The 16,362-nt window shown below is 68.3% G+C and carries 4 protein-coding genes and 1 pseudogene; 1 reads left to right on the forward strand and 4 read right to left on the reverse strand.

Annotated elements, in window-relative coordinates:
* Nucleotides 1-690: 690 nt before the first annotated feature.
* From C6N31_RS23610 to C6N31_RS46950, 4 genes and pseudogenes are all read right to left on the reverse strand, one after another.
* Nucleotides 691-1,779, reverse strand: a complete 1,089-nt coding sequence (locus C6N31_RS23610; RefSeq protein ID WP_198358104.1) for a DEAD/DEAH box helicase — start codon at nucleotides 1,777-1,779, stop codon at nucleotides 691-693.
* The gene (drmB, locus tag C6N31_RS23615; protein ID WP_198358105.1) at nucleotides 1,776-3,629 is read right to left on the reverse strand and encodes a DUF1998 domain-containing protein; all 1,854 of its coding nucleotides are present in this window, start codon (nucleotides 3,627-3,629) and stop codon (nucleotides 1,776-1,778) included. Before drmB ends, C6N31_RS23610 begins: the two co-directional genes overlap by 4 nt.
* Nucleotides 3,626-6,751: a helicase-related protein gene (locus C6N31_RS23620; protein ID WP_198358106.1), complete on the reverse strand. Its 3,126-nt coding sequence runs from the start codon at nucleotides 6,749-6,751 to the stop codon at nucleotides 3,626-3,628. Before C6N31_RS23620 ends, drmB begins: the two co-directional genes overlap by 4 nt.
* Before the next feature lie 1,714 nt (nucleotides 6,752-8,465).
* Nucleotides 8,466-9,293, reverse strand: a pseudogene (locus tag C6N31_RS46950) (sigma-70 family RNA polymerase sigma factor); the annotation flags it as partial.
* A 757-nt stretch (nucleotides 9,294-10,050) separates the two neighbouring features.
* Between C6N31_RS46950 and C6N31_RS23630 the strand changes: the two are divergent.
* Nucleotides 10,051-16,341, forward strand: coding sequence for a protein kinase domain-containing protein (locus C6N31_RS23630; RefSeq protein ID WP_198358108.1), 6,291 nt, complete (start codon nucleotides 10,051-10,053; stop codon nucleotides 16,339-16,341).
* Nucleotides 16,342-16,362: the final 21 nt, after the last annotated feature.

Below are 16,362 nucleotides of genomic sequence, written 5' to 3' on the forward strand. Positions count from 1 at the left end.
CTCGGGCCGACCCGAGCAAGCGCCACCAACGCAAACAGTGCCGACCGAAGATCGGTCGACACTGTGAGGACTCCAAAAAGTGGGTCGTTCACGAGATCCTCTGACCACCCATAACGCACCTAATTGATCATGGGCTTCCCGAGGGCCTCAAGATCACTACCCAGGAATATGCGCACACATATATCTAGGGCGCATTTAAATAATGCTAGCGAGCTTGGACGGAGACCCGAGAGCGGACCGCTTCAGTCCAGACCTGCCTGGCAGCCTGGACTGGCGGCAGACACCTGCGGCATGGGGCGCTCCCCGCCGCTCGCAGCCGCCCGCCCCGCCCCGAGGCCGGCTGCGCATGGTGCTCGCTGGAAAGGAGCGCCGGCAGCAGGTACTCGACGCCGTCCAGCAGATCAACGGCCCGCTCGCCAAAGCCGACACACGCGCTGTCCTTGCTGCTCGCCCAGGCGGTCACGGACCTGCTCCGGCCCTGCGCCCCGGCAGACCAGGCGTGGCTCGACATACCCGGCCCCCGCGGTTCATCCCCACGCCTCCCCATGCAGCTCGTGTGGGGGTGCATGTTCGCAAACGTTAGACGAGGCAGCCGAATCTAGTGTCGACAGGACGGCGTCATTCGGCCAGCGGGCACGCGCGTGCCATCTCCTGCGGCTATCGCAAGCGTGGGGCGCGCGTGGTGATCCATCAACCGCGCATCAGCACGCTCCCCCCTACCTCCGCAAGCACGGGTGGCTCACCATCCCCTTGGTACGCGAGATGCAGCTCCCGCCGCGCTCGGGTGGCAAGCACGTAATACGTCATGCGGAGCGACGCCGACGACGGATCGGTGGCGGCGTCGGTATGTGTGTCGGGTACGACCACGATGTCGAACCCGAGACCCTTCGCACTGGCGCGATGTACCAGAACAATGCCTGGTCGGCCGAGATCCAGGCTGAGATAACGCCCCTGTGTGGCCTGGGCTGTGTACATCTGAGGCCTGAGGCGGGGGGCCTTGTGCTCCAGGCGGGTGAGCAGGTCGAACTGGGTGCGAGTGGAATTGACGATCACGCCGATGCTTTGTCCGGGGTGACTTTCGGCCATCGTGATGAGAAAGTCGATGACTGCTCCCTGGTGGATCAGCCGGTGCAGCCGCGGTACGGGACCCTCGCGATCCGGCGGGTCGGGCAGACCCGCTCCGGTGTAGAAATGGGCGGCGAAGGCCGCGATCCGGCGGGTATTGCGATGATTCCCTTCGAGGTCGTGGCGGGTGCAGTTCCCCAGACGCTGGGTGATCTCCGCGAGGGTGGAGTGGGTTTCGGTGAGACGCTGGCATTCGTCGGCGTAGACCGTGACGCGGGCGCGGAGCAGGCGGCACAGCCGGTAGAACTCGGGCGGCAGATCCTGGCCTTCGTCGACGACAAGCGTAAGGCTAGGGACCGGCTCTGCGACAGCGGCCCTTTCGAAGAAGGCCGGCCAGTCGTACCAGCCGTCGTCGCCGCGCGGGGCATCCGCGCCGTACCACCGGGCAAGCCAGGAGTGCGCAGTCGCCACGAGTACGCCGCCGTCGGCCGGACCGAGCGCCTCAATGACAGGTGTAAGGGACTGGCGCAGCAGGTTGGAACGGGTCAGCAGGACGACTGGTGTTCCGGTCAGCGCGAGCATGACGGCCCGCTGAGCGGCCAGAAGACTCTTTCCGCTGCCAGGTGGGCCACTGACCAGGTGGTTTCCTTCGAAGGGAAGACCTTCGAGTGACGCGCGCTGCTCAGGTGTGAGATCCATGTAGGTGAGGGTCATGAGGTCGCCTGCCCCAGGGCGGCGGCCGCGGCGGCCCAGGCTGTGACGACGATGGGTTCGAAGTATCCGGGCACGTGTTCGCCTCCGACGACGAGTGCGCGGTCGAGCAGGGCGTTACCGGTCTCGCAACTCGTTTCGGGCAGGAGGGCGCAGGCATGGCAGGCCGCCCGGTTGAGGTTGCCGAACCCCTGACCGGAGTGCTCGGCGCAGAGAGGGTCGGCCGAACACCAGGCCGCGGCTTCGGTCATCCGCAGGAGTGTCTCCGCCAGACGTGGAGCTTCGCCTTGCTGGACGAGGCCTCCGAGGGTGCCTTCGGCGTCTCCCGCGGCGGTGTACACGAGGATTCCGTGCTGGTCCTGTTCGGGACGTGCGTAGATCCGTTCGCGGAGACTGGCCGTCGTGTAGCCGGATTCAAAGGAGAGCTGGCGGATGAGAAGGTGCGCGAGCGTGTGCAGGAGGACGAAGCGGGGGGAAAGCTCCGCCCCGGTCAGTGCCTCCAGGCGGTCCTTCTGGAATGAGCGGTCCAGGTCCCCGCGCATTCCGGACACACGCTTACGTACCCTCGTGTCACTTTCCCATTTGGCTAGTTCCTGGTTGTCGAGGGTAAGGAAGATGCCCTCGCCAAAAACCTCGACGGCTGGCAGCCACTTGAGGCGCCGCGCGGTGTCGGCGGGGACGACAGTGGAGTCCGGGGAGACCCGGGTGAAGCCCGACAGGGCACGCACCTCTCGCAGCCGGTCGGCAAGGACGACCCTGCCGATGCGGCGCCGCAAGCCCGCCCAGGGGTCTTGGGTCTCGTGGGCGAGGCCAAGGGTGGTCTCACGCAGCGCGAAGTCGCGGGTGGCCGGTGGCACCGGTGCCGTCAGGGCTGCCCATTCCTCACGGCTGAGGTCGGGGCGGACCGGGGTAGCGGGCGAGTCGGGGGACACCGCCGTGGTCTGGCCGGTTTCCTCGGCGATGAGGGTGTCCAAGAGTTGGTCGTCGGCGCCGGTGTCTTCCCGAATCATCGTCCGGAAGACCTCAGCACGCGATGTCCCCGCCACTCGGCACAGTGACACCCACAGGTCGTGTTCGCGTACCCGGCCGGCGAGTTCTTCATCGGCGTACACCGGAGCTTCCGTCTCCGGGATGTCGAGCGCCGAGTGCACGACCGGGTAATACAGGTTGCCCGCTGTGCGCTGTACGACCTGCACAGGCTTCACGCAGTCCATGGCTTCGGTGGCTCGCTGCCAGGGATTGCGTCCCGAGCATCGCATCCCGTGCGTGCCGAGGATGTCGAGCAGGTCCCGGGACGCCCCGCATCCCTTGGCCGCGCAGGCGACGGAGAGCGCTTCGAGGCCGGAGGCACGCTCGGAGACCTGGAAGCGCAGCATCTCGCGTTCGCCGCACTGCCGTCGCTCGTCGGAGTTGCGCCGCGAATGGGCCCAGAACCACCAGTCGATGTCGCTCAAATGACCAGCCGCACAGATCTGCACGAACCGCATGGGCACGAGCGTCCGGGCGGGTGAGCAGGACGGGCAGCGTGGCGGCGACCCCGGCTTCTCATCGGCGATACGCCAGCGCTTCATACGGCGGCAGGCTCCGCAGAACAGCCAGGACGGGAAGCGGATGTAAGGAGCGCCGGGAGAATCGGCGCTGTCGAAGCGCTCGTTGACGGTCGCGGGAGCGGCGTAGAAGCCCGTCGCGCCGAGCCGCGAGGCGAGCCGGGGCGACTCGACCTTCTGCCTGGCCCGCGATGGCCAGTCGCCGATCCCGGTGGCGACGAACGACTCGCCCTGGATGTCAACGACGGCTCCAACCCCGAAGGGCAAAACGGTCTGCGACTGGCGTACCCGTAGCGTGCGGCTCACAGGTCGGCTCCTTTCACCATCACGCGACATTCCCGGTCGACGTTGCGCATGGAGTTCGGTGTCTCCCACAGTCCGTACGTTTGCTCGAAACCCTTGATCAGGTTCGACTGCCCTTTGCCTTGGCTGCGGTAGTACAGCTCCCGGCCAGCCTTTCGTGCCTCGCGTGCGGCGTCCTCCCAGTCGGCGAGAAGTGCCGCCAGTTCCTTGCGTACCGCGTCGGCGGCGAGCGGCTCACCTGCTCCGGCACGCGACGTCAACTCCTCGACGAGGCCTTCTGCCTCGGGCAACCATTCGAGGATCTGCCCGGCCTGGTTCTCCGCGGCCAGCCCCAGGCGATGGCGTACGAGGATGACGAGCGCGGCATGCAGGGCTCGTCGGCGTGAGGGGACGGACCAGGGAGTGACGCTGGCCGGTTCGACGTGCCGGTAAAGGGAGCGGTGGTAGACGTCGAAGGTCTCGTAGTGAGAGCGGTCCCTCGGGCGGGTGGCGTTGAAGAACGTGACGACCAGACCGGGCACCGTGTGCCGGCCTACGCGACTGGTGGCCTGGATGTATTCCGAAGTCGTCTTCGGCTGGCCTTGCATCAGCATCAGTGCGAGGCGCTTCACGTCGACGCCGACGGACAGCATGTTGGTGCAGGGCAGGAACGACACCGACTGCGGGTCGGTCCAGGATTTTTCCAGGCGGTCGAGCAGCACGGGCTGCTCTGTGCGGGGCAGGTTGCTAGTCAGTTCCTGAACCTGGTGGTCCGACAGCTGTCGCACGTCCGAGCCTGAATCGAGTCCGGTGAGCTGCGCCGGGATGTCATCGGCTGCGGCGGTGACTGTGCGGCCTAGTTCGCGCAGGCTGTGGTGGTAGGCGACCAGCGTCCAGTAAGCGTCCCGGTGTTCTTCCGGCAGCTCCCAGGCCCCCTGAAGCATCGCGGCAGCGGTGGCCACGGCAGCGCGGCCCGCCGTGTGTCCCTGAGCCATGACACCGAGGTAGCGGCGTCCCGGGCGGGAGGTGTCGGCTTCGGCGAAGTAGGAGTGGCGGGCGTCGAGCCCAGCGGGCGGGAAGAGCTGCACGCCACGGCCGTAGAGCGCGCGGACCTGTTCGCCGGAGCGTCGGATGGTCGCCGTGGACGCCACGACCTTGGGTCCAATACCGTCGCGCGTCGTACACAAGCCGAGCACGGCGGACTCGTACAGTCCCATCGTGGTGCCGAGAGGCCCGGTCAGCAGGTGCAGCTCGTCCTGGATGACGAGGGAAGGCGGCAGATTCCCGCTGCCCCTGCCGAACAGCCGGCCCGAGCGCGGCTCCCACGCCAGTCGGGCGAACTTGTCCACGGTGCCGAGGACGAACGTGGGTGGCCGGTCGTACAGCTGCTCGTCGACGACGCTGACCGGCAGCTCGTCGTGGAAGGCGCATTCCTGACGCGGGCAGTAGAAGGCGAACGAGTCTGCAGTGACGCGTACTCCGTAGTCGCCGATATCCGGCGACTTGCGGGTCGGCATGATGCGGGTGCCGCACCACGGACACCGGTCGAGGATGAAGACGTCGTCCGGCCGAGTGGCGGCGCGCACGTCGTCGAAGGCTGTTCGGGCCTTGTCGTACGTGTTCGGCGAGGTCGCCTCGCCCACCCACAGACCGATCGAGAAGGGCTCTTGTCCGTAGGTGGCCGGGTCGGCGCGTCGCATGGTCTCCAGGGCGCAGACGGTGGTCGCCGCGCGCTGGAACTGCTGGGTGGTGAGGAGGCTCAGGGTGTAGCGGCTCAGGACAGCGGTCCCACCGCCCTCAGGTTCGCCCCGGCGGAGCACCATGGCGAAAGCCGCGAGCAGGAGATAGGCCTCCGTCTTGCCTCCGCCCGTCGGGAACCAGATCAGGTCGGTCGTCTCACGGTCACGGTGCCGGGGGTCGGCGACTCCGTCCAGAGCCAACAGAAAGAACGCCAGCTGGAAGGGCCGCCAGGTGGCGTCCGCGCTCGGCTGTGGGTCCAGGAGTACGGGATCACGTCGGGACCGGCGTTCGCCTGCCTGGTCGCCGGCGGAGTGACGCATCTGGAGGGCCATGGCACGATTCGCGGTCCGAAACGCGTGCAACAGTTCGGGACGGTTCGGGTCGCAGAGTGTGCGAACACCGGACTGGATACGGGTGACGGCGGTGCCGATGCGGACGAGGATGCGGTCTGCGGCTTCGCGTCCCCATGCCGGGACCTCGGTGTTTAGTTGTCCCACATACCAGGCGTAGTAGTCGGACGCGAACTCCGCCAATTCCTCTCGGAGCTGATCAACCGGAACCTCGGCGTCGACCAGGTGAAGCACATTCAGCACGGGAGAGTCGCGGAAGCCTGCGGCCCGGGTGCCGGGCACCTCGGCCTCCGGCATGACGGCGGCCTTCAGGCCTACGACCTGTCCGCCATCCTCGTCGTACTGTTCCTCGACCGCGCAACTGTGGCCGACCGCATGCGTTCGCACGTGCCGGTACTGGAGGCGCAGCTCCTGTTCCTCCAGGTCACGGCTGGCCAGGCGGACACTCGGGTACTGCAGGACAGCCCCGTCCACCGGACGTGCCTCGAGACCGACCTGAAATAGCATCCGGTCCCACTGCGCGGCCTTGCCGAGCGCCTGTTCATGGCGCGCTGCGTTGACCAGAGCAACGGTGACCAGCTGTCCGCTGCCGAAGTTACGTCGCCGGATGCGGATTTCGGCTCGGCCGTCGAGCACGGTGATGTGGTCACGGTCTGGGCCGAGGGTGTGCGTCTCCTCGGGAAGCGGAGCGCGGTCCCAACGTCGGCCCCGCTCGCCGGTTGCGGCCCGAGTCACGTAGCGTGCGCCGATACAGCTGACGGCGATGTCGGTGGCATCGGTGAAGAAGCTGAGTCCGAGAGAGGACGGCAGCCACGAGTTGGACTCGGGCACCGGATCGTTGGAGGGGGCCGTGTCGTCGGCGGCTCCTTCCGTGCCGGTCCCGTCCAGTTCCTCCGCGGCTAGGTCCAGCTGTCTTTGCAGGTCGGCATCCTGCGGATACAGAGTGCCCATAAGGTACTGACGGTCGGGTGGGGCTTCAAGGGTCTCGTGCTCCCCAGCAGCTGGGCCCACCAGTTGGCGGCGCAGATAGGCGACGAGTTCCTGTCGAGGGTCCATGGCGCTCCTCAGGAGTACGAGTCATGGTTGATGCGGGCGGGCTGCGGCATCAGGATCGGCGCCAGCGCTCTCGGAATGATGCGCGGCTGTTGGTGCCTCCGCGCTCGACCGCGAGCTGTTCCTGAAGCTCGGTGATGCGGGCCCACGCGTCGTGTTCGGCCTGGGCAATGCGCCGGGCGGCCCGCTGCTCAGCAGCGTTCGCCCGGGCTGCCCCTTGCTGGTGGGCCGCTCGGACGGCATCGTCGCGTTCGACGAGCATGCTCTGGGTCTGCCGCAGTCGCTCTTGGAGAGCTTTGATGCGCGCCTCCGCGTCCTCGCGCTGCCGCCGCAGCCGCTTGTCGGCTTCGTACTCACGCTGCTGAGCCCAGGCCATGCGTTCGGCCATGACTCGTAGAGCTTCACGGTGATCCTCTTCGAGGCGTGCGATTCTGTCATCGGCCTGCTTGTGCAGATGCTGTTCCTGACGGAGTAGCGACTCGTCGACGCGGCGCAGCAGTGCTTCCTCCTGGGCACCGAGTTGGCGTTCGGTGTCCGCATGAGCGGCGTCGATCCGAGCGTCGGCACGGCCCTGTTCATCGGCCAGATGCACCTGGTGCTCGTGCCTCAACCGGGCCATCTGCGCGTCGTATTCTTCGCGGGCTGCAGTGAGGCTCTGGTCGGCTTCCGCCCGGAGCTGAGCGAGCTGCCGCTCGGTCTCCGCGCGGGCCAAGTCCCGCTCCCGTCCGGCCACCAAGTCCTCGCTGCGGGCGGGGTCGGCCTCAGCCGGGGTGGTAGGCACGTCGGGCAAACCCGCATAGTTGGGCGCCTCTTCCGGCTGCACGAGCTGATCAGCCGACGGGTTCCCGGACAAGCTGTGCGCGTCTTCCTTAGCGTCGGTGGGCGGACCCGCGGCATCTTCGCGCAACGGCACCTCCGCGACGAATTCCAGCAGCGCGTCACGTACCGCGAGCCGGGACTCGCTGAGCACCAGCGGCTTCTTGGACAGGTACATCCGGGGCGTCAGCCCGACCAATGCCTCGGCCGGCCGCTCGAAGAAGTCCTCAGGCATCAGACCGGCCGCTTTGACGGTGTCGAAGACACGCCGCAGCACCTCCAGGGCGGTGACCACCGGGCGGTCGAGGATCCCCTGCTCCCGCGCGGCGCATATCACAGCGTCGGCGGCGGAACGTCCGAGTAGCACCGTGAGCTGAAGATGTCCGACGGCCAGCAGCGCGTATTCGGCGAGCCAGGCCACCCCGCCGGCGAATGCCGTCGGCATCCGCAGAGCTTCCTGCCAGTCCGCAGGGTGCTGAGCGGGTTCGGCTACAGCGGGCGCCATCGCCGCCGGTGGGCTCTGCTCAGGAGTCACCGAGGCAACGGAGACTCCCGAAGTGGCGACCCCACTCGAGGGCGACCTCTCCGGGAGGTCGCCGATTCCGCGGTCCGCCTGGGGCTCATGGATTTCCTCGGCCACCGCTGCCAGCTCCTCTGCCCGTGGCGTCAGCTGCTGCTCCGGTACCGGCACGGGCACGGGCACGGGCACGGGCACGGGCTTCAGATTCTTCAGGGGCTCTCGCTCCACGTCATGCTCCGGCTGGGGCTCTTGCGCCACCGCAGCAATCGCAGCATTGCCGACGGAACGCCGTGCCGCGGGCCCTGTCTCCTCCTCGTCGAGTTCCCGGCCGTGCCCGTCGTCGTGGCGGTGGACGATCCCGGCTTCCTGGAGCCGGTCCTTCAAAGCAACGCGGGCTTTGACTTCCACCTGGCGGATGCGCTCCCGCGTCACCCCGAACTCCCGCCCCAGCTCATCCAGTGTGGAGGGGTCGTCCCCGTCCAGCCCCAGGCGTCTGACGAGGATGCGGGCGTCTCGCCCGGAGAACGAGTCGACGACCGCCATTACCTGCTCCAGCTGGATCGCGTGCAGCACGCCCTGCTCCACCGAGGGCAAGGCGTGCGTCCGTCCGACAAGGTCGCCAAGTGTCGAGCCGTCGCCGATGACGCGGTCGAGCGAGTCGGTGCGCCGGCTCAGCCTGCGGACTTCTTCGATCTTCCCCACGCTCATGTCGCAGTAGACCGCCACGTCCGCAGCCCGCGTAGACCGCCCCTGCCCCGCCAGGGTGCGTTCCGCTCCGGCCACCTTGCGGACCTGCTCGTGCATATGGACCGGAATTCGGATGAGGGCACCCTCGTCCGCGATGGCACGGCTGATCGACTGCCGGATCCACCAGGTCGCGTATGTCGAGAACTTGAAGCCTTTGGCCGGGTTGAACTTCCGCGCCGCCGTCATCAGCCCCAGCACGCCGTTCTGGAACAGATCCTCGTAGTCCAGCCCTTGCTCCAAATACCGAGGCACCAACTTGTGCACGAGGCGCTGGTTGTGCAGGACCATGCAGTCCCGGGCCCGGACCCGGATGTCCCCGGACGGCAGACATTTGAGCGCTTCCCTATCGGGTTCCTGGGCGATACGGTCCGCACCGCCCCGCACGAGCACGGCAAGTCCGACTTCGGCATCGGCCTTGAGGAGGTAATTCTCTGCCCGGCGGCGAAACCGGTCGTCATCCATGATGACCAGAGCGGCTGCCACGGCTGCGGCGAGGTCCCCGGCTTCCAACTCCGTCTCCTGGGTGGGCGCAGGGAGCGGCTCGACCGTCTCCTCCTCGCGGTCGGACGGTGCAGGGACGGCATCCCGCACCGTCACGCCCGACCGTAGCTCCGCGGTCTCCCGAGCGCCGAGCCCGGCCAGTCGGGCGACGCCGTCAACAGCCCGAGAGGTCACATGTCCCTCGGAGTCCGCGTAACGCCGCAGAAGTGCTCGCACCACCCCGCCCCGAGGGGGCACACTTTCTTCACCATCCTGTACAACCTTATTCACAGCCGCACAGTCCGCGTCTGTGTGCACCTCCGACGCTTGGACGGACAACCCCAGCCGGGCGAGCTCCACCCTCAGCCGCTCCCGCTCGACATCACCGAGCCCGAGCGCACGAGCCTGCGCCACAAAGACGCACTCGGGTACGACGCCACGCACTGCGGCACGCCGTACCTGAGCCAAAAGCTCACCCAGGGCGGCCTTCAACCCTGGCCCACTCTGCCCGTTGACGGACTGATACCCCACACCGCCCACCCCCACCCGACTACAAACCAGAGCGTAGCTTCGGCGCGTTTACATTGTCAACAGACTGAACTTCTATCGCCTACCACACACCTCGTGTACGGTGACGAGTGCCACTCTCACCGCTCTGCCACGATGGGCGGTGCGGCAGCAGGGACCGAGGGCGCGACCCCGCTATGGGATTGTGCGTAGAGGGCAGAGGAGCGCGGCAGTGAGCCACGAGCTGGTCGATGGCAGATTCCGCATCGGGCACGTCATCGGCAAGGGAAACATGGGGGAGGTTCACCGGGCAGAGGATCTCCAGGCCGCCGAGGGCACCCCCGAGCGCCATGTCGCCGTCAAGACCATCCTGCGCCGCCGCACAGGGACCCAGATCGATACCGGCGCCGATCCGAAGGCCGTGGAACGCTTCGCCCGCGAAGTACGCATCATGCGCCGCCTCGACCACCCCAACGTCACACGGCTCATCGACGGCGGGGTCGCCGAGAACAGTGGCAGCCTGCCCTACCTCGCTATGGAGTTCCTGGACGGTGAGACGCTGCGCGACCTCATCGAGGAGGAGAGGCAGCTCCCCGTCTCCTGGGTCGCCGCCATCGGCGCCCAGGTCGCCAACGGCCTCGCCGCCGCGCACGCCGCCGGGATCGTCCACCGCGACCTGAAGCCGGCCAACGTCATGCTGACCCAGGGCGGTACGGTCAAGATCCTCGACTTCGGCATGGGTCGCATCGTCGACGATCCCGATGAGGCGCGGCTGACCAGCTCCGGCGTCAGCGTGGGCACCGCTCGCTACATGGCTCCCGAACAGTTCCAGGCCAAGCAGGTCACGCAGGCCGCCGACCTGTACGCGCTGGGCTGTGTCCTGTACGAGATGCTCGTCGGCGTACCCCCGTTCACGAGCGAGTCTCCCTACGAACTCGCCCGCAAGCACGTCGCTGAGACCCCGACGCCGCTTGCCGTGATCCGCAGCAACGTCCCCGCCGAACTCACCCGCCTGGTCGACCGGCTGCTCGCAAAGGATCCTGCGGCCCGTCCGGTGGATGCCGTGGCCGCCCGTGATGCGCTGCTCCCGCTGGTCGGACAGGCCGAGGCGACTCCTCAGCTGCCGCACTGGAGCGCCCTGGACCCGACCCGTCCCCTCCACGGTCCCGGCACGCGGACCCCCGCGCGTCCGGCAGCCGCCCCGGAGCCCGTGCCGGTGACCGCTTCAGGTGCCGGAATGGATGTCTTCGGTCTCCACCGCACGCTCATCAAGGAGTACCGCTCCTTCACCGAGGGCGGCACGATCATCCGCGACGACCGCATCGCCGCCTTCGTCGAGGAAGACCTGAACGGCAAGTCCCAGTGGCCGGACCCGTGGCTGTCGCTCAACCCGTTCTTCCAGGGTGGCGGCACCGTCGTGGAACTGGCTGGACAGAAGGTGCTGCACGAGGAGTGCGCCCGGATCTTCCAGTCGGGTAAGACCGAGGGCGGCACGGTCTGCGACGGCCGCCCGCTGACCCTCCATCAGCATCAGCGCGCAGCCATCGATGCGGCAGCGTCCCGCGCGTCCTACGTACTGACGACCGGCACCGGTTCCGGCAAGTCGCTCGCGTACATCGTGCCGATCGTGAACAAGGTGCTTCAGGAGCGGGACGCCGAAGGGCCCAAGGCCCGGAAGCGGGTGCGGGCCATCATTGTTTATCCGATGAACGCGCTCGCCAACAGTCAGCTCAAGGAGCTGGAGAAGTTTCTGCGGGACGGGTACGGCGAGCGCCGTGAGCCGGTCACCTTCGCCCGGTACACGGGCCAGGAGGACGACGAGCGGCGCAAGGAGATCCGCGACAATCCGCCGGACATCCTGCTCACCAACTACGTAATGCTGGAACTGATGCTCACCCGCCCCGCCGACCGGGCCAGCCTCATCAAGATGGCCCGGGGCCTGGAGTTCCTGGTCTTCGACGAGCTGCACACCTACCGCGGCCGGCAGGGCGCAGACGTGGCCCTGTTGATCCGCCGGGTCCGCGAGGCCTGCCAGGCGCAGGACGTCCAGTGCATCGGCACCTCGGCCACCATGTCCACGGAAGGCACGGCCGAGGATCAGAAGAGGGTCGTCGCCGGGGTGGCGAGCACCCTGTTCGGAACCCCGGTGCTTCCAGAGCATGTCATCGGCGAGACCCTCGTCCGCGCGACCGACGAAACGCCCGACGCCGTCCCCGTCGAGCGCCTCACGTCACCCGCCGCCCCGCGCTCTTATGTCGATCTGGTGCGCGATCCGCTAGCGCGCTGGATCGAGACCCGCTTCGGCCTGGCCACGGACGAGGCCACCGGGCGGCTGGTGCGCCAGCAGCCCACGAAGATCGAGGTCGCCGCGAAGGAGCTGGCCGAGGCGTCCGGGGTCGGCGAGGACGATTGCGTCAACGCGATCCGCGCCACCCTGGAGGCCGGATCGCAGGCGCGGCATCCGGTGACGGACCGGCCACTGTTCGCGTTTCGGCTGCACCAGTTCCTCTCCAAGGGAGACACGGTGTACGTCACCCTGGAGGACAAGCTCTCCCGCCACCTCACCCGCTCCTACCAGCTGGAACAGCCGGACAGCGGCGGCAAGCTGCTGATGCCGCTGGCCTTCTGCCGCGAGTGCGGTCAGGAGTATCTGACGGTATGGCGCAACGAGAAGGACGGCGTGGTCCGGTACGAAGCACGCCGTGACACCTCCGCGACCGGCGGGCGGCAGGGCGACGGCTACCTGTACGTCGACCACGAGCGCGGGTGGCCGTCGAACGTCCAGTACGCGGTGGACGACCGCCGACTGCCCGAGTCCTGGCTGGAGCTGGACGACAAGGGCCAGGAGGTCGTGAAGAAGTCCTACCGCGACCGGGTGCCGCGCGCCGTCACCGTCGACCCGCTCGGCTACGAGGGCCGCGGCGAGTTCCAGGCCGCGTTCGTCCCCTCCCCCTTCCTGTTCTGCCTGCACTGCGGGGTGGCGTACGAGCAGACGCGCGGCCGGGACTTCGCCAAGCTCGCGACGCTCGACCAGGAGGGCCGGTCATCCGCGACCTCGCTGATCTCCGCGTCGGTGGTGCGGTCGCTGAAGTCGGTGCCGGCCGAGGCCCTGGACAAGGAAGCGCGCAAGCTCCTCACGTTCGTCGACAACCGACAGGACGCGTCCCTCCAGGCGGGCCATTTCAACGACTTCGTCCAGATCACGCAGTTGCGCGGCGCGCTGTACCGGGCTGCTGTGGACGCGGGCGAGGGCGGCGTCCACCACGAGGAGCTGGCCTCCGCGGTGACGAACGCGCTCGCCATCGATCCGGCCGACTACACGGGTGAGGGCGATCTTCCGCCAGCGCTCGCCCGTAATGCCGCTAAGACCCTCCGCGACGTGATCGCGTTCCGGCTCTACCTCGATCTGGAGCGCGGCTGGCGCATCACCATGCCGAACCTGGAGCAGACAGGCCTGCTGGAGATCGACTACGAGGATCTGGCCTGGGTCGCGGCCAAGCAGGACCGATGGGCGCACACCCATGAGTCCCTGCGCGACGCGGATCCGGGGCTGCGCGCCGAGGTCATGAAGGCGCTGCTCAACGAGATGCGCCGCTCTCTGGCGATCGACGTGTCGTACTTCCGCGACGACTTCGACTCGCTGCAACGGGCGAGCGAGGAGCGGCTGGTGGACCCGTGGGTGCTGTCCACCTCCGACAAGCCCAGCGTCGGCACTGCCTATCCGCACCCATCCGGCCGGGGGATGGACCGGTCGGGGCTGTTCCTGTCGGCGCGCGGCAAGTTCGGCAAGTATCTGCGGCGCGCTTACGGGGCGTTCAAGGAGCTGGATCCCGCAGATCTGCAGGTGGTCATCGAGGAGCTGCTGAAGGTCCTGGCCAAGGCCGGTCTGGTGAAGGAGGTAGCGGACGCCCCGCAGCGCGCGGGCCGCTACCGCAGGCCGTCCGCCCCAGGCCCGACCGGCTACCGGGTGGCCGCCCAGTCGCTCATCTGGCGGGCCGGCAAGGGCGAGACGGGCACGCACGACCCACTGACGCGCACCTACCAGAGCGGCGACGGTCCGCGCGTGAACACCTTCTTCCGCGATCTGTACCGGGACGCTGCGGGCTCCCTTTCCGGGCTCTTCGCGCGCGAGCACACCGCTCAGGTCGCGCCACAAGAGCGGGAGAAGCGCGAGGAGGCATTCCGGAAGGCCGAGCTGAAGCTGCTGTACTGCTCCCCGACAATGGAGCTGGGCGTCGACATCTCCTCGCTGAACGCGGTGATGATGCGCAATGTGCCACCCACACCGGCGAACTACGCGCAGCGCTCCGGCCGTGCGGGCCGCAGTGGCCAGCCTGCTCTGGTGACCACGTACTGCGCGACGGGCAACAGCCACGACCAGTACTACTTCCGCCGCTCGGAGCGGATGGTGGCGGGCGCCGTCGCCCCGCCGCGCCTGGACCTCGCCAACGAGGACCTGGTCCTCTCCCACCTGCAGGGCATCTGGATCGCGGAGGCCGGCCTGAAGCTGGGCCGCGCCATCCCCGAGGTGCTCGACGTGTCGTACCCGGACCCGGGCGACCGTCCGGCCCCCGCCCTGGAGCTGCTGCCCGAAATCCTGGCTGCCTCCCTCGACGAGGACGCCCGGCGGCGTACCGTGGAGGCCGCGCTGCGGGTCCTCGGCCCGCTCCTGCCCGACTTCGCCGAGACAACGTGGTGGCACGACGACTGGATCCAGGACCGCGTACGGACGGTCCCCAAACGCTTCGACGACGCCTTCGACCGCTGGCGTCAGCTGTTCCGTGCCGCCCTCGACGACCAGTACATCCAGAACAAGCGCCGCCTGGACTACAGCCTCACCGAGGGTGACCGCATTCGGGCCAACTCCCGCCGCCGCGAGGCCGAGACACAGCTGAACCTGTTGATGAACGAGAGCGCCGACAGCAAGTCCGTCCTCTCCGACTTCAACCCGTATCGCTATCTGGCGTCCGAGGGCTTCCTGCCCGGCTACAGCTTCCCGCGCCTCCCGCTCGCCGCCTACATCCCGACGGTCGGCCGTCGCCGCGGCGACGGAGACTACCTCCAGCGGCCCCGCTTCCTCGCGATCCGCGAATTCGGCCCGGGTGCGCTGATCTACCACGAGGGCGCCCGCTACCAGGTGACCCGCATCCAGATCCCGCCGGACTCCTCGGGCGACCTCGCGACCAGCGAAGCCCGCCGCTGCGCGCAGTGCGGCTACCACCACGACCCGGAGCAGCGCGAGGACCGCTGCGCCATGTGCAACGAGCCGCTGGGCTCGGCAACGTACGGCCTGCTGCACCTGCACACCGTGTACACCACGCGCCGTGAGCGGATCTCCTCCGACGAGGAGGAGCGGCGCCGCGCCGGCTACAAGCTGGAGACGTCTTACCGCTTCCAGGACCACGGCGCCCGCAAGGGCCGCCTGAACGCCTCCGTCACCGACACCTCGGGCGCCGTGCTCGCAGAAGTGGCGTACGGCGACTCGGCGACGGTCCGGATCACCAACACCGGCCGGGTACGCGCCAAGAACGACGAGCCGCCGGGCTACTGGCTGGACCTTGCTGACGGCCGCTGGATGAACGACAAGGACGCCTCCGACGCGTCCGGCGACTCCAGCGAGCTGCCGGTGATCGACGCGGACGGCAACGAGCGGCGCCGCAAGAAGCGCGTCATCCCGTATGTGGAGGACCGCCGCAACATCCTCGTCGTCACCCTCGACGAGCCGCTGCCCGAGCCGGCCGCACTGTCCCTGATGTACGCCCTTGAGCGGGGCATCGAAGCCGCCTTCGAGCTGGAGGACGCCGAGCTGTCCAGCGAGCTGCTGCCGCCGGACGACGGTCCCCGGAACCGCATCCTGTTCACGGAGGCGGCGGAGGGCGGGGCCGGTGTGCTGCGCCGTCTCCAGGCGGAGCCCGACGCCCTGGCACAGGCAGCCCGACGCGCACTGGAGATCTGCCACTTCGACACGGACGGTACCGATCTGAAGGGCCCGCACCCGGACCGGCCGTGCGCGCTCGGCTGCTACGAGTGCCTGCTGACATACGGCAACCAGCTGAACCACGCGCTCATCAACCGGCACTCGGTGAGCCACCTGCTGGTGCGGCTCGCGTCGGCGACGGCGGCCCGGGAGTCCCGGGGGGAGTCGCGCTCGGAGCAGTACCGGCGGCTCCTCGCCCAGTCCCCCGCCGAGCCCACAGTGGTCGAGGCCTCGGCCGCCGAGCTGGCGGCCCAGGGCGACTTCCTGGGCTGGGCCAAGGCCCGTGGCCTGCGGCTGCCGGACGAGCCCGGCACGTTCCTCACGGAGGCGAACGCGACCCCCGACTACGTGTACAGGCTGCCCGGGGTGAATCTGGCGGTCTTCGTGGACCTGGCGGACACCGAGCAGGACACCTTCCGGGACAAGGACGCCGAGGACCGTCTTTTCAACGCCCGCTGGGACGTCATCCGCTTCCCGCACGGCGCCGACTGGGATGCCATCGCTGCTGCAAACTCCGGCTATTTCGGTTCACCCGCCGCCAACTGACCTTGCACCAGAGGATTTGAC

This window comes from Streptomyces fildesensis, from assembly GCF_016107395.1.
GTDB lineage: Bacteria > Actinomycetota > Actinomycetes > Streptomycetales > Streptomycetaceae > Actinacidiphila > Actinacidiphila fildesensis.